Below are 18497 nucleotides of genomic sequence, written 5' to 3' on the forward strand. Positions count from 1 at the left end.
TAGATCAGCTGCACCGGATACCGCAATTCGGGCGAAAAATTGGCTCCGCCCAGCTCCCGGCTCACGATGTAGCCGTTTTCGCTCAGCGAAGCCTTGCCCGCCGTCATCGGCGACGAACGAAAGTTCAGTTGTTCCGCACTGTTCCCCATCAGGCTCCCCGCCGCCATCGTCAAGCCGATGGCCCAACATTGTACTTGTCGTGCTAAATTCAATTTAACATCTCCTGTTGGTTTTTCAAGCTGCAAATGAGAGCATCCCCATGCCCATCTATTCAGCTCTTTATTATCATACCATAAGAAAGACTGAATTTCAATGCAGGAGAAAAAGAATTAATGAAAATATAGTTCGAGTTGAAAATCAAGTAATTAATACGCTTGTTGTGATGATATCGCCGGAATATTAATTGGAAGATCGAAAACCGTATTAATGAGAATTGCAATCGCAATTCAGGCATCCGGTCGGATATGCGGATTTTATAAAGCTGCAGCTTTATCGGAGAATGTCATAATCATAAAGAATATTGTCATGAAATACATCCTTTCCCATTTGCGGAAAAGCAGTTGCCCCCTGCCGGCATATCACCGGCAGGGGCGGAGATTTTTAAAATTTACGCTATGAGCAAGTTTCCGGAAATGGGCTTCCGCTCCGGCGGCCGAAGGCGGAATCCCGATGGCTTATTCCGAAAAGAGCCAGGTGGAGAGGTAGCGTTCACCGGAATCCGGCAGCAGCGCGACGATGGTTTTTCCGCTGAATTCGGGGCGTCCGGCAAGTTCGAGCGCCGCATACAGCGCGGCTCCCGAACTGATGCCGATCAACAGCCCCTCCCGCTTCGCGGCTTCGCGGGCGGTATTTCCGGCGTTTTCGGCGGAAACCTGAATGACTTCGTCGATAATCTTCGTATTCAGCACGGCAGGTACGAAACCGGCGCCGATGCCCTGCAGTTTGTGCGGCCCCGGCGCGCCCCCGGAGAGCACGGCGGAGGCGTCGGGTTCGACGGCGAAGATTTTCACGTGCGGATTGCGCTCCTTGAGCACTTCGCCGACCCCGGTGAGGGTGCCGCCGGTGCCGACTCCGGCGACGAAGGCGTCAACCTTGCCGTCGAGGTCGTCCCAGATTTCGACGGCGGTGGTCGCGCGGTGGCGGGCCGGGTTGGCCGGGTTGCCGAACTGCTGCGGGATGAAGCTGCCGGGATTCGCCTTCTGCAGCTCTTCCGCCTTCGCGATCGCGCCCGCCATCCCGGAAGCTCCGTCGGTCAGCACGATTTCGGCGCCGAACGCCGCCAGCAGCTTGCGCCGCTCAATGCTCATGGTTTCGGGCATGGTCAGGATCAGCCGGTAGCCTTTTACGGCGGCGGCGATGGCTAGGCCGATGCCGGTGTTGCCGCTGGTCGGCTCGATGATCAGCGCGCCGGGCTTCAGCACGCCGCGCTGTTCGGCATCCTCGATCATCGCAACGCCGATCCGGTCCTTCACGCTGGCGCCGGGATTGCGGGATTCCACCTTGACGAGGACTTCGGCGCCGCCGCGGTTGAGTCTGTTGATCCTGACGAGGGGGGTATGCCCGATCAATTCAAGTACGTTATCGAATACTTTTTTCATAATGCTGCTCCGGTTGAATAGGGTTTATGCCAATATAAGCCGGAAATGCGGTTTTGTCCAATTTCAAATGGAAACAATCCGTTCCGGGCTTGAACTTTGCGGCGGGGAAACGTACTTTATAACACGACAAATATGCGCAAAGGAGTGTCAGCCGATGGAGAAGATGCAGACCGGAATTCTGGTTTCCGTTGCGGCGGTTTCCGTGGCCGCCGGATTTCTGGCCGGAGCCGTGGCGTTCGGCGGAAATAAACGGGAGATGCCGGACGGGCCGGTGTCCACCAAGGTCAGGCGTTACTTCGACGAAGCCGCCTGCCGCCGCGGCGCCGCGTTTCTGGATGAAAAGCTTCAGGCCTCCCGCTCGCCGGGCGAAATGGCCGGGCTGGGTGTCGCCGCGACCGCGCTGCGGCAGGCGGAGCTGTACGACTTCACCGTGAATTATCTGGAAAGGCTGCCGGCGGAGGCGCTGTACGATGCGTTGGCCGATGAAGCCGCATGGCAGAAGCTCTACGACCGGGTGTTGACGGAGTCGGCGAATTACACCGGCGGCTCGGTGACGCCGATGGAGAACGCACAGGCGATCGGAGCACTGGTGCGGAACCGGATCGATTTCCTGCGGCTTTCTCCGGCCGGGAAGAAGCTGTTCCTGTCGCTTGCCGGACAGAACTTTTCCGATGAATTTTATCCGGGCGGCGGGGAGCCCGCCGTGAAACTGGAGGAAGGGACGGCGCTGATCCGGCGCTCGAATGCCGAGGCGGTCCGCTACTGGCTGCTGCCGGGACTCTGCACCGAATCCGGCACGAAGAAGGCCGCGGTGATCCGCGCGGTGCCGGGAATCGCCGCTCCCGAATATCTGCTGCTGGTAATCTGGCGCGACGGACTGCCGGTCAAAACGGTCAAGCTGCCCGGCTCCATTCAGGTTTCGGAGCTGCGGCTGGCGACGGAGCCGGAGCGGGTCGTCGTGAGTTACAGCCGGCCGGGCCGGACGGAGACGGAGTCGTTCAGTTTCCGGTTCTGATTCAAATGGAGTATTCCGAAACGCAGGCCGGCGGGGAGTTGAGGATGTCGGCCAGCGTGATCGCCGCGGCTTCACGGCGGAACGCCTCCGAAAGCCGCTGCCAGACAGTGCGCGAAAGGCAGCCCGCGATCCGGGCGCACCGCTGTTCCGGCCCGGTGCAGCCGACCAGATCGATCCGCCCTTCAAACAGCTCGATCACATCCAGCACTGTGATGTCGGCAGGAACCCTGCCGAGCAGATAGCCGCCGTTGCGGCCCCGGGCGGAAAAGACGAGCCCGCTGCCTTTGAGCGCGATCATGATCTGTTCGACATAGGCGTCCGAAATGCTCTGCTGCTCCGCGAGTTCGCGCACCTTGCAGGAGCGCCCCGAACCGCGGCACTGCGCCAGCTGGAGCAGGATCCGCAGCCCGTAGCGCGACTTGGTCGAAAGGTTCAGCATGGAGCGCCCGCGAAGGTGTTCAAGGCGTCGATGAACGCCTCGTCGTCCGCGATGCTGCGCCCCCGGGTGGTCAGGTAGCCGCCGGTCATCAGGCTGTTCGCGCCGCTCAGCATCAGCAGACCCTGGAAATCCTTCATCGAGGTTTCGCGCCCGGCGGTCAGCTTCAGCATCTTGGCCGGGTTGATCAGCCGGAAGATCGCGAAGGTCTTCGCCGCCTCCGCCGGCGTCACGCGCCGGTTGTGTTCGAGCGGGGTGCCGGGGATCGGCAGCAGGATGTTGAGCGGAGTCCCCTCCACGTCCAGTTCGCGGATCGCCAGCGCCATGTCCACGCGGTCCTCCCAGCTTTCGCCGACGCCGATGATGCCGCCGGTGCAGTTGGTGACGCCGTATTTCTGCAGATATCTGATCGTCTGAATTTTATCCTCGATGGTATGGGTGTCGGCGATCAGTTCCTTGTACCGTCCCGGTGCGGTCTGGATATTCATATTGTAGCGGTAGGCGTGGTGTTCGGCGAGCAGCTTCGCGGTCTCCTCCGACAGGATGCCGATGGAGACGCACACCTTCAGATCCGGCAGCTCCCTGTGCAGCAGATCGAGGGTGTCGAGAATGGTGCGGAACTCCTCGTCCGGCTCGAAGTAGCCGTAGCCGCTGGTCACGTAGCCGAAGGTGCGGATTCCGGCGTCGTAGATTTCGCGGGCGGCTTTCAGCGTTTCTTCGGGAGTCAGCAGCGGATACTCCTCGATGCCGGTGTTGTGGTGTCCGCTCTGGGAGCAGAAGCGGCAGTTCTGGGAACAGCGCCCCGATTTCGCGTTGATGATCGAGCAGGGCACGATCGGATCGGCGAACTTGAGGCGGACCTTGTTCGCCAGCGACACGAGGTCGAGGATATCGGGGCCGTCCACTTCGGTCAGCGCGAGCGCCTCGTCGCGGGTCAGGGTTCCGCCGTCGAGAACCTTGTAGGCGTTTTCAATTGCCGGATGCAGTCTGGAACTCATATTTCCACTCCTAAAATCAATGCCATCACCGTATTGGCCTGTTGAGCCGCCGCAATTCCCACTCTCGGGGAGTGCGGCGGAGTTTCTTCCGAAATGCCGGTCGCACGGTCGCCGGCCATGTAAAGTCGTTGCCCGATCCGCTGCACGCGCATCGTGTTGCTCCGCCCCCAGCCGGCGATGCCGCTGGCGGCCACCACCGGTTTGCCGAGCGGAAGCAGCGCACGGATCAGCATGGTTTTCGCGTCGGGGTCGTCGAAGGCTTCGACAGTCACGTCGCAGCTGCCGAACCGGCGGACCGCGTTTTCCGCCGTGACCCGTTCCGGGTACAGTTCCAGTTCGAGGGCCGAATTGATCCGCCGGAGGTTGGCGGCGACGGCTTCGACCTTGGGCATGCCGAGCTGGTCGGCGAAGAAGAACTGCCGGTTCAGATTGCTTTCCGAAACCGTATCGAAGTCGGCGATCACAAAGCGGCGCACGCCGCAGCGGACCAGGTGGGCGAGGCAGTTCGATCCCAATCCGCCCGCTCCGGCCACGCCGACCCGGGCGGCTTCGATCCGGGCGCGTTCCGCCGCGCCGAGATAGGGATTGAACGCCATGCCGCCGCTCAGCCTCCCGCCACCAGCGAAAACGCGTTGATCCGGTCGCCCTCATTCAGCACGATGCCGGAAAGCTCCGCCGCCGGGTCGAGCACCTCGCCGTTGTATTCCAGGATCAGCCGCGCCGTGTTCACTTTCTGCGCCGCAAGGAATGCGGCCAGCGTGGTTCCGGCTTCGGTTTCGTATTCGTTTTCATTGAAGTTGATCTTCAAAGGACACCTCGCTATTTTGTGGACAGCTTTCTAATATACAGCTTGAATTTTAAAATAAAAGCGGCATATTATATAAATTCCGACTATTTTGGTTTTATATTTCCGGGAGCAGGAGAATCCATGACCGATCTTGAGCTGAAAGAGCTGCTTTCCTTAACCGATCCGGCCGCGCTGCGTGAGCTGTACGACCGCGCCTACCGGGTCAAACTGCAATATATCGGGCCCCGGGTCAGCATCCGCGGGCTGATCGAAGTCAGCAACATCTGCGCGAAAAACTGCTTTTACTGCGGCATCCGGCGCGGCAACCATCTGGTGAAGCGCTACCGGATCGACGCCGACGAGATCGTTGAAACTGCGGTCTGGGCTTATGAACAGAAATTCGGTTCGATCGTGATGCAGTCCGGCGAAATCGAATCGCCGGAATTCGCCGCATTCATCGAAAGCGTGCTGAAACGCATCTCCGCCGCGACCGGTGGCGGGCTTGGCGTCACGTTGAGCTGCGGCGAGCAGTCGCCCGAAGTCTACGAGCGTTGGCGGAACGCGGGGGCGACCCGCTATCTGCTGCGCATCGAAGCCTCCAACCCGGAACTGTATCGCAGGCTCCATCCGGCGGATCACGATTTCAACGCCCGGCTGGAGTGCCTGCGTTCCCTGAGGAAGCTCGACTATCAGGTCGGCTCCGGCGTGATGATCGGCCTGCCGGGCCAGACCGTGGACGATCTGGTGCACGATCTGCGCTTTTTCGAAGAGTTCGATCTCGACATGATCGGCATGGGACCCTACATTCCGCACGCCGACACGCCGCTCGGTCACGGCATTGAAGTTACGGAGGAATACCGGAGGCGTCAGCTGGAAGCCGGCCTGCGCATGATCGCCTGCACCCGGCTGCTGCTCCGGGATGTGAACATCGCATCGACCACCGCGCTGCAGGCGCTGGGCGACGACGGGCGCGAACTCGGACTTCTCGCCGGAGGCAATGTGGTGATGCCCAATATCACCGAAACCGGCTACCGCAAAGGCTACCAGCTCTACGAAGGCAAGCCCTCGCTGGAGGAGAGTTCGGCGGAGAGCCGCGACAACCTGTCGCGCCGGATCGCGTCGATCGGCGAAACCATCCGCTGGGCCGAACCCGGCGACTCGCTCCACTACGCCGCCCGTCATCGCTGACGCGGGGGAGGAGATGCCTCCGGCGGCCGGTGGCGCTTCACCCCCCGGTCCCCCCGACCGGCAAGGTGCCGGCGCCGGGTACGGTTTTGAGATTTTTGCATAGCAAAAATCTCAAAACCGGGTTATTGTCTATCGGTGATACTCCGCACTGGTAAGGTGCCGGTGTTTGGTATGGTTTTATGTGGCATGGCTTCTTTCTCTTTATATTAATAGGTGGGACGTTTTGTCCGTGAAATTGATGATTCGGCTGTGCCGGTGATAAAAGAAAAAACAAAAAGCGGAAAAATTCCTTTGCAATTGCTTTGAATACGGTTATATTTAATTACAGTTGTATGGAATTCCCTGATAAATTCAATGATAAGAAGAGTGCGAGGTGCAGAAAATGCGTAGTTTGAAACCGGTGAAGTTCGTTCTCCTGCTGCTGGCGGTGGTGTTCACGTCCGCGACGTTTGCGGCGGTGCCGTGGTTTGCCAACGGTCCGAAACGCGAGGTGCAGACTCTGGTGATTACCGGTAACTATAAAAGTCCCCGGCTGCTGGCTGAACTGATCCAGTATGAGAGCCGCCAGCCCTATCTGCTGCTGCCGCCGCAGGATTCCGGCGATACCCGGATCATCTTCTGCCCGCCGAAGAGCAATTCGCTGCAGATCCGGGAGGATAAGTTCAACGATTTCGTCCGTTTCCTGAATCCGCGCCGGATCATCGTGCTGGGCAACGACGCGTATGTGCAGCCGAAATACATCGCGATGCTCGACCGCACGATTCCGGTGATCCGGGTGGATTCGGTCGATTGGAACCGCTCCGCTGAAGAACTGACCGACCTGCTGCACCTGAGCAACCTCGACCGCAACTACCGCAAACTGCGTGAAACCATGCTCGACAAGGGCAAAATCTACCGCCCGATCAGCAAGCCGAAGCAGCAGATGCCGGCCAAAGAGGTGATGGAGGAGCAGGCTCCGGAGGATTTCGCCGTGGAAGCCGCCCCCGCCTCCGATGACGTGGTCGAAGCGGCTCCGGTGGAAGAAGTTCCCGCTGAAAAGTAAGCCGGCGAAACCGGAGAGGGCCGATGTTCAATTTCTTCAAAATCACGAGCAATACCTTTAAGGAATCGGTGCGTGAACCCATCTTTTTTCTGATGCTGTTCGCGGCGCTGGTGCTGATCGGACACTATCCGTCGGCCGCCCTTTTCGTTTTTTCCGAACAACTGAAGCTGGTGGTCGACAGTTCGATGGCGACCAGCCTGATCTTCGGCCTGGTCGCCGGGGTGCTCTGCGCCAGCCACACGGTGGCGCGCGAGATGCGCAACGGCACCGTGCTGCTGCTGCTCTCCAAACCGGTGTACCGCTGGACGTTCGTGCTCGGCAAGATCATCGGGATTGCGCTGGCGGTGACGCTGTTCGCCGCCGTCTGCAATTTCGCCGCGGTGATTTCGGTCTATGTCGCGACCGACCAGTTCCGGATGGATATGGGAATCTACTACATCTATCTCGCGCTGCTGGCGGCCGGATGCGTGGTCGGCATGGTCGCGAACTTCTGGAAGGGCAGTTCGTTCTCTGAAATCGCCAGCTACGCGCTGACGCTGCTGGTTCCGGTGTTTGCGGTCTACTGCCTGATGGCGAAGCCGGAGCCGACGCTGGCGCTGGCTGACCTTGGAAAGGCGCTGATCCTGATCAACTTTGCGGTGATCGCGATGTCGACGCTGGCGGTGGTGTTCGCGACCCGGCTGGATATCGTCGCAAATCTGTGCGTCTGCTCGGTGGTGTTCTTCCTCGGGCTGATTTCCAGCTATCTGTTCCAGCGCCAGACCGATTCGGATGCGCTGAATCTGGTTTTCGGTACGCTTTATGCGATTCTGCCGAACTGGCAGTATTTCTGGCTGGCGGACGCGGTCGCGGTGAACCGGCCGATCCCCGACAGCTACGTGATCAATGCCGCCATCTATATGGTGATTTACGTATCGGTCTGCTCGATGTGGGCCGTCGCGATCTTCCAGAACAAGGAGATCGCCGGGGACAGCCGCGTGTAACGGGATTGTCCGTTCGGTTTTCTGTTGCCGCCGTTTTCACGGCGGCTTTTTTATAACCTTTGAAACGAGTGAGGCACTCCATGCCGGAACCTTATATTCTGATGTTGGATGAGGTCGATTCGACCAACACCTACGCGCGGAACCACTTCGATGAACTGCCCGACGGCGCGATCGTCGCGGCCCGCAGCCAGACCGCCGGGCGCGGCCGCCGGGGGCGGCGCTGGAACGCTCCGCCCGGAAGCTGCATTTTGTGCACGATGGTGATGAAGCGCCTGGTCGACGGATTTCACGCCGGGGCGCTGCTGGGGGTCGGCGCGCTCAACTGTCTGCGGGAAGCGGCTCCCGGCATCAACGCCTTTCTGAAATGGCCGAACGACGTCTACGTGGAGGAGCGCAAGATCGCCGGAATCCTCAGTGAGAGCGCCCGGATCGAGCAGGGGCGCGTGACCGGGGTTGTTTCCGGGATCGGCATCAACGTGAATCTGCCCGGTTCACTGCTCGAAACCATCGACCAGCCGGCGACATCCTTGCTTTTTGCAACGAAAAATGAATTTAACGTCGAAATTTTACTGAAAAAACTGGCAGAAATCCTGATTCGATATTATATTACTTATCCAAAATGTGCGGCCGGGCTTCTTTTTGAGTGGAAAAGCGAGAACCGGCTGGTGGGTGAAACGATCTCGGTGACCGATCCGCAGGGGAAAAGTCACACCGGGATCTTCCGTGATATCCTGCCGGATGGCGGGATGGTGCTGGAGGAGGCGGGATCGCTTCGGGTTTTCACCTGCGGAGATGTCAAAATCGACCGCGCCTCGGTGGACTGGGAACGCGTTCGGAACAAACGTAAAATAGATTGAAGTCCTGAGTTACCAACAACAAAAAAGGGAAACGTTATGAGCAACGCAGAGTTGATTCTGGGCGGACTCAAACTGTTGGTCTTCGGCATGGGGATGGTATTCGTCTTCCTCGTGGTGATGATCATCGCAATGAATCTGATGCAGAAAATCCTCGCCCCCTTCGCCGCCGCTTTCGAGCCGGCTCCGAAGGCTCCGGCCAAGCCGAAGGCGGCGGCCGGCGGGGATGACGCACAGCTGGCGGCGATCGCCGCGGCGGCTGTGGAGATGGTTCGCAACAAATAATTTGCCTCAAGTTTAATCCAACCATATAGAAGAGACTGTCTAAGATGAAGAAAATCAAATTCATGGATTGCTCGTTTCGCGACGGCTTCCAGTCCTGCCTCGGCGCCCGCGTCAAAACCGAAGATTTCCTGCCCGCTCTGGAAGCGGCGGTGAAAGCCGGCATCAACCATATCGAAATCGGCGGCGGCGCCCGTTTCCAGGCGCTCTATTTCTACTGCCAGGAAGATGCGTTCGAAATGATGGACCTGTGGCGCAAGACCGTCGGTCCGGATGTGAATTTGCAGACTCTCGCCCGCGGCGTGAACGTGGTCGGCCTCTCCAGCCAGTCCAGCGACATCATCGACCTGCACGCCAAGCTCTTCAAGAAGCACGGCATCACCACGATCCGCAACTTCGACGCGCTCAATGACGTGCGCAACCTCGACGTCTCCGGCCGGGCGATCGCCAAACACGGCCTGAAGCATCAGATCACCGTCACGATGATGGGGCTGGCCCCGAACCTCAAGGAAGCCTACGCGCATACCCCGAAATTCTACACGGACCGCCTGCAGGAGATCCTCGACAGCGGCATCCCGTTCGACAGCCTCGCGTTCAAGGATGCCTCCGGCACCTCGACTCCGCAGACCGTCTACGATACGATCAAGCAGGCCCGCGCGATGCTCGGCAGCGACAAGGAAATCCAGTTCCACACCCATGACACCGCGGGCATGGCGGTCAGCTGCAACATGGCGGCGATCGAAGCCGGCGCGGATGTGATCGACCTCGCGATGAGCCCGCTTTCGGGCGGCACCTGCGAAGCGGATATCCTGGTGATGTACCAGCGTCTGCGCGGCACCGAATACACCCTCGACATCGATCCGGAGAAGATCCTCGAAGTTGAGAAGATCTTTGAAAAGTGCATGGACAAGTATTTCATGCCGCCGGAATCCATGCAGGTTTCCCCGAAGATCATCTTCAGCCCGATGCCGGGCGGCGCGCTGACCGCGAACACCCAGATGATGCGCGACAACAACTGCCTCGACAAGTACGACGCCTGCATCGACGAGATGCGCGAAGTGGTCGCCAAGGGCGGTTTCGGTACCTCCGTGACCCCGGTTTCTCAGTTCTACTTCCAGCAGGCGTTCCGCAACGCGGTGCAGGGCAAGAATGCCGACGGTTCCTGGAAGATGGACCCGAAGGGCTACGGCAAGATGGTGCTCGGCTACTTCGGCAAGACCCCGGTTCCGCCGGATCCGACCGTCGTGAAGTGGGCGCAGGAGCAGCTCGGCCTTGAGCCGACCACCAAGTCCGTGGTCGAAATCAATGACGCCAATCCGCAGCTCGGCGTCAAATACAACACCGAACTTCTCGAAAAGGCCGGTCTCCCGGTCACTGATGAGAATATCTTCATCGTCGCGGCCTGCGGCGACAAGGGCCTGAACTTCCTGAAGGGCGACCGCCCGATGGGCATCCGCTACAAGGAAGCGGCTCCGGCGAAGAAGGCCGACGCCAAGGGCGGCGCCTACACCGCCACCATCGACGGCAAGGCCGTCGCGGTCCAGCTCAATGCCGCCGGCGACGCCTACACCGCGACCGTCAACGGCAAGAGCTTCACGGTCAAGGTCGCCGAAGGCGCGGCTGCTCCGGCCGCCGCTGCCGCTCCGGCGGGCAACGGCGCGCTGACTCCGCTGGCCGCTCCGCTTCCGGGCACCGTGGTCAAGGTCGTCGCCGAGGTCGGCACCGAAGTCGCGGAAGGCGACGTGGTGCTGGTGATCGAAGCGATGAAGATGGAAACCGAAATCAAGGCCGCCAAGGCCGGTATCGTTCGCGAAATCAACGTCTCCGCCAGCCAGGTTGTGGCCGCCGGCGACACCCTCGCGATGATCGAGGAGAAGTAAGACAAATGCAGAAGTTCAAACTCTTCTTTGCGGCCTGCGCCGTGCTCCTGTCGGGCATGGTGATGGCTGCGACGGAGCCGCAGGTGACGGTGCCGGCCAATGCCGAACCGGCTGTGGCCGCGCTCAAGACTGCGGCGGCGAAAGCGTCCGGGCTGGTTCTGCCGCCCACCGCCAAGCTGGATAAAGTCGCCAGCGACGAATTGTTCGGCTGGTACGAAGACGTCGACGGCGCCAAATATCTCGTCTATATCTGGGAAAAGCCGGCGACCGTCTATTCGCTGAATATCGCGGAAAAGCAGAAACTGCTGCCGGGCCGCGAATCGATGACCATCCTGCCCGGCGGACGCAGCAAGGGCAAGCTGAAGATCACCGATGCGGTGAAGGTTGTGAAGCTGAATCCGGGCCTGGTCAATGCGGCGACGCTGGAAAAGGGCATGGTGCTCGGCTGCTTCCTGCCGACCGAGATCGTCCATGACTCCCAGAACAACGCGACGGTCGAATCCGGCACGCTGCCGGGCTGGGGCGAAGGCCTCAGGGGGCTGTGGCAGAGCACCGGCATCTACGACCTGATCCGCCAGACCACCTGCGATTTCAGCCAGACCTGGATTCTCGGTCTCGGCCGGCTGCTGATGATGTTCGTCGCGCTGGTGCTGATCTATCTGGCGATCGTGAAGGAGTTCGAGCCGCTGCTGCTGCTGCCGATCGGCTTCGGCGCGCTGCTCGCGAACATTCCGCTGGCCGGCATCTCCGGCCCGGACGGCATCCAGGGCATGATCTACAACGTCGGCATCGAATCCGGCGTGTTCCCGCTGCTGATCTTCATGGGCGTCGGCGCGATGACCGACTTCGGGCCGCTGTTGGCGAATCCGAAGACCGCGCTGCTCGGCGGCGCGGCCCAGTTCGGCATCTTCTCCGCGCTGTTGGGCGCGCTGCTGCTGACCATGGCGATTCCGGGGATCGACTTTCACTTCAAGGAAGCGGCCAGTATCGGCATCATCGGCGGAGCCGACGGCCCGACCTCGATCTACCTGACCAGCAAACTGTCGCCGAAACTGCTCGGCGCGGTCGCGGTGGCGGCCTACAGCTACATGGCTCTGGTGCCGATCATTCAGCCGCCGATCATGAAGCTCTTCACCACCAAGGCGGAGCGCCAGATCAAGATGAGCCAGCTCCGCCATGTCGGCAAGCTGGAGAAGATCTGCTTCCCGCTGCTGATCACGCTGCTGTGCGCGTTTCTGCTGCCCGATGCGGCTCCGCTGATCGGTATGCTGATGTTCGGCAACCTGATGCGTGAGTGCGGCGTGGTTGAGCGTCTGAACCAGACTGCCCAGAATGCGCTGATCAACATCGTGACCATCTTCCTCGGCCTCGCGGTCGGCTCCAAGCTGTCGGCGGACCAGTTCCTGTCGCTGCAGACCCTCGGCATTCTGGTGCTCGGCGCAATCGCGTTCAGCATCGGCACCGCTGCGGGCGTGATCTTTGCGAAGATCATGAATGTGTTCAGCAAGGAGAAGATCAACCCGCTGATCGGTGCGGCCGGCGTCTCCGCGGTGCCGATGGCGGCCCGCGTGGCCAACAAGGTCGGTCTTGAGGCCAACCCGCAGAACTTCCTGCTGATGCACGCGATGGGGCCGAACGTGGCCGGCGTGATCGGTTCGGCGGTCGCCGCGGGTGTGCTGCTCAACATGCTCAAGGCTCTGTAAGGGCTTTCCGGCAGTATCTTCAACGCCGTATCGTGAAAATCGCGATACGGCGTTTTTTCGCGCCTGTTTCTTGACGGAACTCCTTTGCGGCGCTATATTGCCGGTGTACCCCGAAAACATGGAAAGGAGTTTCTGAAATGAACCGTTCACTTCTGTTTGCAGCTTTGCTGCTTCCCTCCGTCGGCATGGCGCTTCCCGTTCTGGATTCCGCGCAGAAAACGCGCGTCAACCAGTCTGAGCTCCGACAGCAGTCCGTGGCTCCCGGCCAAGCTCCGGACGGGACGCCGATGCTCGCATTGACCTGGAACAACTCCGCCGCCAACTATCTGGAATTTACGGTGGACAAGCCGGTGAACCTGCCGGAGTTCGACAGCGCCGTGCTGAAGCTCGATCTTTACTGGCCGGAAAATACGGCGGTCGGCAAGCTGAATCTGCGCATCACCGACTCGACCGGCGAAACGCTGCAATATCCGCTGCCGATCAAGGAGCTGAAGCCCGGCCGCCAGACGCTGGAAGCAACCCTTACGCCGACTTCGGCGGGCGGCAGCTGGGGCGGCAATAAGAATAAGAAGATCGATTTTCCCGCCCGCGTGACCGGAATGTCGGTCGATTTCAACCGTAAGGACGGCGACGGAAAGCTTTGGCTCGGCAAGGCCGAACTGTTGCCGGAGGTGAAGATCGGCAAGCTGATCGTCGATCCCGCCGTTGCCAAAGTGCGGATTCATGACGGCGCGAAGCGGCAGCAGTCGGCGGAGGTGACGACGGTGGAGGAGAAGTCTGCGTATCAGGTGAAATGGGACGCGGCGGCGGCAAAATGGTTGGAATTTTCCTTTGCTCCCCAGCTCCCGGTGCTTCCGGAGTTTGTGAGCGGCAGGTTCGAGGTGGAATTGATGATTCCGGAAAGCGGCAAGGTGAGCCGGGTCAATCTGCGGTTGTCGGACAAGTCGGGAGAGACCTTCCAGTATCCGCTTCCGATCACCGGACTCAAGCCCGGCTGGAATGTCGTCGCGCTCCGGATCAATCCGGCTGATGCCCGGAAGGTGGGGCACTGGGGCGGCGATAAGAATCACCAGCTCGATTTCCCGGTTCGCCTGATCGGTTTCTCGGTGGATTATCCCGCGGGCAGCGGAGCCGGAGAACTGGCGATCGGCAAAGTCACTTTTTCGGAGTGATTCCGGGCGAGGGGAGGGCGCTTGGGCGCTGAGCCCGGAAAAGGAACGGCCCGGTCGGATCAACGACCGGGCCGTATTGCCGACATTCACGCTTCGGCTCAAAAGCCGAACATCGTGAAGCTGCTGCCGCCCTTATTCACATAAGCGGCGGTCAGAAAAAAATTCCAGAGATTTTTTTTCATGATGTTGCCTGTTTTTGTTTGTGTCCATGCTTTCACCGGCACGAAAGCGTACACTCCGGTTTCTCCCGGTCCCCCCGACGAGAATCCGGCCCAAGAATATTTTTAAAAACTCTCCTCGACCATGCAGACCCCGGAATGAATCTGCCGGGTCGCGAGATATACCAGTCCGGCCCGATAGCTCGGCCAGATGTCTTCTTCATAAATCAGTTCGGGGCAGACGTTGCGCTGTCCTTCCCAGTTGAACGAAACCCGTTCCCGGAGCCGTTCACCGATCCGCTCCAGCAGGGCGGGGCGCACCGAATCACCCGTAAACACCACCATCGCCGGATTCACCACACAGGTGACCGCGGCCACCATCTGGCTGATCACGCGCACATATTCGTCGTCGCTGACCCCGGAGTCGATGAACTGCCGCAGGTATTCGCCGTTGGCCAGCGGCAGCCGCCCGATCTCCCCGGCAAAATAGGAGAACCCGCGGACCACCCGGCCTCCCGCCAGGAAACCGGCCCCGTAACCGGCCTCCGACAGCAGCATATAGGCCAGATCCTGCACTTTCGGCAGGTCGCCTGAAACCGGCGTGAGACTGCCGCGCGCGAATCCGATCGAAGTGATGTTCAGATCGCGGCCGATCAGAACCGGCTGTTCCCAAACCTCGTCCAACCCATGCTGGACATCCACATCCTTGAACTGGAGCAGGTGCCCGCTGTGCAGCCGCCCTTCGAACACCGGAGCCGGAAAGCCCACCGCCACCGCCTGAATCTTCGGCAGCCGCTGGCGGCAGAAATCGCGGATCTCCACGAGCCGGTCGAATCCGTATCCCTCCGGCATCGGGAAAGTGTGCTGGAACTTGACTTCGCCGAGCAGGTCCGCGCCCACCACGTCGATCCGGTCCACCAGAAAACGCATGCCGACCGAACTGCCGAACGCCGGATTCACCGCGAACTGCTCCGCCTTGCGGCCGAGCGCCGACTCCTGCGTCCCGAGCCGGGTCAGGGCTCCCTGCTCGCACATTTCATTGACGATCTTGCCGACCGTCATCAGACTGATTCCGGTCAGCTGCGCGATTTCCGGTTTGGTCGCGGCGCCGTGATCCAGCAGGAACCACTTCACGAGGTTCACGTTGCACTCCTTGACCATCGGCGACGTTCCGGTTATCCGCATGACCTGACTCCTCCGTTTCACCATTCATAAATCATATTTATAAAATAATCTTTTCTTATTGAAAATCAACCTTTCCCCTTTGGAAAATCGGCGGGATCGATCAAATAATCCGAAACATTTCCGATCAGTCGGCAAAAAAAGCGCGCTCCTTTGCAAAGGGGCGCGAATATCGGAACGGCCGCTTGAAGTTCAGCGCAGATTCACGATCGGCCAGGCCGCTTCGTCGTCTCCGACGCCGAGGCCGGGAGCCGCGGCGAGGAAGCCCTCACGCAAATTGCCGTCGTTGTCGTTGACGATCAGGTTGAAGCGGAAGCCGTTCGCCGCGTTTTCCGGCGTCATCCCGATGGCGCGGAATGGAATTTCGGCCCGGTAGACGGTCGTCTTTTTCACTTCGTCGCGGGCGGTTTCAAGCCGGATCGACGAAACCGTGCCGGAGAAACCGGCGGGACGGCTCCAGCAGTATACCTCCGGTTTGCCGTCGGCGAGCCGGGTCAGGCCGAACTTCCAGAGCTTATCCTGTCCCGGCAGCCGCAGCGCGAACTGGATGCCGTCGCCCTGCCACACATCGCTTCCCCGGTACGGCTGCACATGCACGTCGTCGCGCACCTCCGCGCGAAGCAGCAGATGCTTTCCCTCACAAGACAGAAACACGTTCGCGCCGAGGTCCTCCGGCCCCTTCCAATACAGCGGTTCGTTGCCGGGGGCGCTTTCGACGAAGGAGTGGTACTGCTCCGCTTTCCCCAGCCGGAACAGCGGTTCTCCTTCGGGAAGCCGGTTCACCACCGGTAATGTAATCGTTTCAGGGGACAGACCGGCGGGAGTGACCGAAAAACGGAACAGCGCCGGAGCGGTCGGAGTCGCCTTGAATTCCCGGTCCGCCGTCAGGCGAAGCCGCACCGTTGCGTCTCCTTTGGCGGGAAGCGTGACGGCATGGGCCGCCGGAGCCACGGTGAGGTGTTCCGGCGCGGCCGCGCGTATTTCCAGCGCCAGCGGCCGCGACAGCGGATTGGCGAGCTGCAGTGCCAGTTCGCCGGTTCCGCCGGACGGCACCGCCAGCTGCTGCGGCAGCCTGCCGGTCAATACCTCGCCGCCGATCCGGATTTTTTCCTCCGGAACCTCCGGCATCCGGAGCGTGAAGGGCTGTTCCGAAATCCTGAGATAAGCCATCCCGTCCCGCACCGGCAGCGGCTGTTCGTTGCCGAAAAGGTCGATCCGGGTGGTTCCGGCGGGAAGACCGGCGAGCAGCACCGTTCGCGCCGTGCCCTCGTTCCACAACGCGAGCAGCCCCTGTCCGGCTGGATTTTCAAACAGGCAGCCGTAGACGCTGGGGGCGAGGTCGACCGTCCGCAGGAACTTCCCGCCTTTGTAGGTATTCGCGAGCATATTGTAGGTCACATAAGCCGGTTTCGGCTCGAATTCGGCGGTGATCAGCCCGAAGTGGCGTTCGTGGTGACCGAGCGGATAGTAACTCTTTTCGCGCAGCAGATACCAGTTGTAGCCCATCGCGCCGTTGGCCCACGCGTACAGCAGCTTCTTGAATACGCTGGCGGCCTGTTTGCGTTCGCCGATCGCGGCGGAACTTTCCGCGGTTTCGTTGGAGTACCACGGCCGGGGTGCGCCGGGACCGGTCAGGCCGTATTTGCGCAACTCCCGAAGCTGGCCGACATAGGGCTTGAATGCGCCGTGTCCGTGAAATGCAAAGAGGTCGAAATGCTTTCCGCCATCTGCCAGCAGCAGTTCGAACAGTCCGTTGTTGTGGTTCGGGCGGCCGCTGTTGTTGGTATGCACGGCGGCGATGCCGCCATTCATCACTTTCGCCTCCGGGGCGGCTTTTTTGACTGCGCCGTAACCGCGCCGCAGCAGCTCCATATAGGATTCGGCGGAGAAGTTGGCGAAGCCTATGAGGTCGGGTTCGTTCCAGATTTCAAAATATCTGATCCGGTCTTTGTAGCGGTCCGCGACGGTTCCGGCGAACTTCGCGAAGTCATCGTAATCCGGCAGGCCGGGACGTCCTTTGACCTCCGGATTCTTCGGCTTATAACTGGCCGGCACCGCCCACGGCACGCTGTAGCCGAGCAGGCATTGCAGCTCCACGCCGTTGCGGCCGAACACATCCACCAGCCGGTCGTAGACGGAAAAGTTCCACCGGTCGCGCTGCGGCTGAATCCGGCCCCACGCGAAATCCGTCCGCAGGATCTTCGCACCGCACAGCCCGGCCGCCAGCGCTTCCAGCTCGGCTTCCTCCGGCGAGAACCGTTCGGGATGGCCGCAGAGGCCGAACAGGAACTCCTGCGCCCGTTCCGACGTCGGCCCGGCCGGATTCATCCGCGCGAAGCGGTGCGTCCCGGCAAACTCTTTGCCGGAAGCGCCCTTGAGCCGGTAATCGACCTTCCACCAGCCCTGTTGCATGTAATCGCCCGGCAGCGGCAGCATCGCCTCGCCGCCCGGGGCTATCCTGCAGGAGACCGGTTCCGTGCGGATGCCGTCGCCCGCGTCGGAAATGGTCAAAGTCCCGGTCAGTTCCAGCGGCTCCAGGCCCGTGTTGCGGATCACCAGCTCCGGCGGCGTTTTCCGCTCCGGCAGCAGCAGATTCAGCCGGTGCCCGGTCCGCAGTGCAATTGCGGCGTGTTCGCCGGAGGGACGGCACTCCAGCGAATCAAGCAGAATCCGCCTGCCGCCGGGCGTCTCCCGATTCATGTCGATCGCGATTCCGGCCACCCGGAGCGGCCAGTCGATCTTTTTATTGCCGTCGCCGCCCCAGATGCTTCCCTTCGGGGCAGCCGCATCGACAGTATAGCGCAATTCATTTCTCCCCTGTACCAGACCGCCCGCCTTGTCAGGAGCGAACTGGAAGGTCTCGCCGGAGCGGTCCGCCAGCCGCAGCACGATCCGCCGCAGCGGCAGCGCCTCCGGTGCATTCAAGGTCAGGATGAACTCCGCGCGTTCGAATTTTTCCAGCTTCGGAGTCCTGCCCTGCAAAGCCAGTTCGACTACCGGCGGGCGCGGCGTCCCCCACGCCAGTACCGGAACGGTGCGGCCGGTATCGCCCAGCGGAGCAGTTCCGAGCTCCACTGTTTCGGAGCCGGGATGTTTCAGGTTGACCGGTTTCCACTGCGTCCGGTCGAACAGCAATGGCTCAAGGCCGAACAACATCCCCGTCACGCCTCCGAAGAGCAGGGCCGCCAAGAGTTGTTTTTTCATTTTCGCATCTCCTTA

General features: G+C 60.7%; 17 protein-coding genes. 9 read left to right on the forward strand and 8 right to left on the reverse strand.

The window, feature by feature from the left end:
* Positions 1-674: 674 nt before the first annotated feature.
* On the reverse strand, positions 675-1598 hold the full coding sequence (cysK, locus tag C8D82_RS01325) for a cysteine synthase A (protein WP_116882463.1): 924 nt from the start codon (positions 1596-1598) through the stop codon (positions 675-677).
* 154 nt (positions 1599-1752) lie between these two features.
* On the opposite strand from cysK, the gene C8D82_RS01330 reads away from it, so the two are divergent.
* Complete coding sequence (locus tag C8D82_RS01330) at positions 1753-2613, forward strand: hypothetical protein (protein WP_116882464.1); 861 nt, start codon at positions 1753-1755, stop codon at positions 2611-2613.
* A gap of 1 nt (position 2614) precedes the next feature.
* Here C8D82_RS01330 and C8D82_RS01335 read toward each other — a convergent pair whose 3' ends face one another.
* Genes C8D82_RS01335 through thiS form a run of 4 tightly spaced genes read right to left on the reverse strand, consistent with a single transcriptional unit; the run spans position 2615 to position 4855 of the window.
* Positions 2615-3052 (reverse strand): RrF2 family transcriptional regulator, encoded by a 438-nt coding sequence (locus tag C8D82_RS01335; protein WP_116882465.1) that lies wholly within the window; start codon positions 3050-3052, stop codon positions 2615-2617.
* Positions 3046-4047 carry a biotin synthase BioB gene (gene bioB, locus C8D82_RS01340; RefSeq protein WP_116882466.1) on the reverse strand — a complete coding sequence of 334 codons (1002 nt, stop codon included), beginning with the start codon at positions 4045-4047 and terminating at the stop codon, positions 3046-3048. Before bioB ends, C8D82_RS01335 begins: the two co-directional genes overlap by 7 nt.
* Positions 4044-4643, reverse strand: coding sequence for a sulfur carrier protein ThiS adenylyltransferase ThiF (thiF, locus tag C8D82_RS01345; protein WP_116882467.1), 600 nt, complete (start codon positions 4641-4643; stop codon positions 4044-4046). The genes bioB and thiF overlap by 4 nt, the downstream gene beginning before the upstream one ends.
* 8 nt (positions 4644-4651) lie before the next feature.
* On the reverse strand, positions 4652-4855 hold the full coding sequence (gene thiS, locus C8D82_RS01350) for a sulfur carrier protein ThiS (RefSeq protein WP_165832758.1): 204 nt from the start codon (positions 4853-4855) through the stop codon (positions 4652-4654).
* Between the two features lie 120 nt (positions 4856-4975).
* Here thiS and hydE point away from each other — a divergent pair, with 120 nt between their 5' ends.
* The 8 genes from hydE to C8D82_RS01390 all read left to right on the forward strand — a co-directional run bounded on the left by hydE (position 4976) and on the right by C8D82_RS01390 (position 13938).
* Positions 4976-6022, forward strand: coding sequence for a [FeFe] hydrogenase H-cluster radical SAM maturase HydE (hydE, locus tag C8D82_RS01355; protein WP_116882469.1), 1047 nt, complete (start codon positions 4976-4978; stop codon positions 6020-6022).
* 382 nt (positions 6023-6404) lie between these two features.
* A complete protein-coding gene (locus tag C8D82_RS01360; RefSeq protein ID WP_133245007.1) occupies positions 6405-7064 on the forward strand; it encodes a hypothetical protein in 660 nt (219 codons plus the stop codon).
* Between the two features lie 68 nt (positions 7065-7132).
* Entirely contained in the window at positions 7133-8047 is a 915-nt protein-coding gene (locus tag C8D82_RS01365; protein WP_165832759.1) for an ABC transporter permease, read from the forward strand.
* Positions 8048-8127: 80 nt separating this feature from the next.
* Positions 8128-8904, forward strand: coding sequence for a biotin--[acetyl-CoA-carboxylase] ligase (locus C8D82_RS01370; RefSeq protein ID WP_116882472.1), 777 nt, complete (start codon positions 8128-8130; stop codon positions 8902-8904).
* Between the two features lie 36 nt (positions 8905-8940).
* A complete protein-coding gene (locus tag C8D82_RS01375; RefSeq protein ID WP_116882473.1) occupies positions 8941-9186 on the forward strand; it encodes an OadG family protein in 246 nt (81 codons plus the stop codon).
* A gap of 44 nt (positions 9187-9230) precedes the next feature.
* On the forward strand, positions 9231-11063 hold the full coding sequence (locus C8D82_RS01380) for a biotin/lipoyl-containing protein (RefSeq protein ID WP_116882474.1): 1833 nt from the start codon (positions 9231-9233) through the stop codon (positions 11061-11063).
* A gap of 569 nt (positions 11064-11632) precedes the next feature.
* Positions 11633-12766, forward strand: a complete 1134-nt coding sequence (locus C8D82_RS01385; protein WP_419647821.1) for a sodium ion-translocating decarboxylase subunit beta — start codon at positions 11633-11635, stop codon at positions 12764-12766.
* A 137-nt stretch (positions 12767-12903) separates the two neighbouring features.
* Positions 12904-13938 carry a hypothetical protein gene (locus tag C8D82_RS01390; RefSeq protein ID WP_116882475.1) on the forward strand — a complete coding sequence of 345 codons (1035 nt, stop codon included), beginning with the start codon at positions 12904-12906 and terminating at the stop codon, positions 13936-13938.
* A 98-nt stretch (positions 13939-14036) separates the two neighbouring features.
* Here C8D82_RS01390 and C8D82_RS22025 read toward each other — a convergent pair whose 3' ends face one another.
* The 3 genes from C8D82_RS22025 to C8D82_RS01400 form a co-directional block, all read right to left on the reverse strand.
* Positions 14037-14162, reverse strand: coding sequence for a hypothetical protein (locus tag C8D82_RS22025; protein WP_276739659.1), 126 nt, complete (start codon positions 14160-14162; stop codon positions 14037-14039).
* Between the two features lie 60 nt (positions 14163-14222).
* Positions 14223-15281, reverse strand: coding sequence for an ROK family protein (locus tag C8D82_RS01395; RefSeq protein WP_165832760.1), 1059 nt, complete (start codon positions 15279-15281; stop codon positions 14223-14225).
* Between the two features lie 189 nt (positions 15282-15470).
* Complete coding sequence (locus C8D82_RS01400; protein WP_116882477.1) at positions 15471-18482, reverse strand: hypothetical protein; 3012 nt, start codon at positions 18480-18482, stop codon at positions 15471-15473.
* Positions 18483-18497: the final 15 nt, after the last annotated feature.

It is taken from the genome of Victivallis vadensis, from assembly GCF_003096415.1.
Classification (GTDB): Bacteria; Verrucomicrobiota; Lentisphaeria; order Victivallales; family Victivallaceae; genus Victivallis; species Victivallis vadensis.

Excerpts from the sequence above, each read along its gene's own strand:
- hydE (WP_116882469.1), top strand. The coding sequence starts at position 4,976 with ATGACCGATCTTGAGCTGAAAGAGCTGCTTTCCTTAACCGATCCGGCC.
- C8D82_RS01395 (WP_165832760.1), bottom strand. The coding sequence starts at position 15,281 with ATGCGGATAACCGGAACGTCGCCGATGGTCAAGGAGTGCAACGTGAAC.
- C8D82_RS01335 (WP_116882465.1), bottom strand. The coding sequence starts at position 3,052 with ATGCTGAACCTTTCGACCAAGTCGCGCTACGGGCTGCGGATCCTGCTC.
- bioB (WP_116882466.1), bottom strand. The coding sequence starts at position 4,047 with ATGAGTTCCAGACTGCATCCGGCAATTGAAAACGCCTACAAGGTTCTC.
- thiF (WP_116882467.1), bottom strand. The coding sequence starts at position 4,643 with ATGGCGTTCAATCCCTATCTCGGCGCGGCGGAACGCGCCCGGATCGAA.
- C8D82_RS01330 (WP_116882464.1), top strand. The coding sequence starts at position 1,753 with ATGGAGAAGATGCAGACCGGAATTCTGGTTTCCGTTGCGGCGGTTTCC.
- C8D82_RS01390 (WP_116882475.1), top strand. The coding sequence starts at position 12,904 with ATGAACCGTTCACTTCTGTTTGCAGCTTTGCTGCTTCCCTCCGTCGGC.
- C8D82_RS01370 (WP_116882472.1), top strand. The coding sequence starts at position 8,128 with ATGCCGGAACCTTATATTCTGATGTTGGATGAGGTCGATTCGACCAAC.
- C8D82_RS01380 (WP_116882474.1), top strand. The coding sequence starts at position 9,231 with ATGAAGAAAATCAAATTCATGGATTGCTCGTTTCGCGACGGCTTCCAG.
- C8D82_RS01360 (WP_133245007.1), top strand. The coding sequence starts at position 6,405 with ATGCGTAGTTTGAAACCGGTGAAGTTCGTTCTCCTGCTGCTGGCGGTG.
- C8D82_RS01375 (WP_116882473.1), top strand. The coding sequence starts at position 8,941 with ATGAGCAACGCAGAGTTGATTCTGGGCGGACTCAAACTGTTGGTCTTC.
- C8D82_RS01400 (WP_116882477.1), bottom strand. The coding sequence starts at position 18,482 with ATGAAAAAACAACTCTTGGCGGCCCTGCTCTTCGGAGGCGTGACGGGG.
- cysK (WP_116882463.1), bottom strand. The coding sequence starts at position 1,598 with ATGAAAAAAGTATTCGATAACGTACTTGAATTGATCGGGCATACCCCC.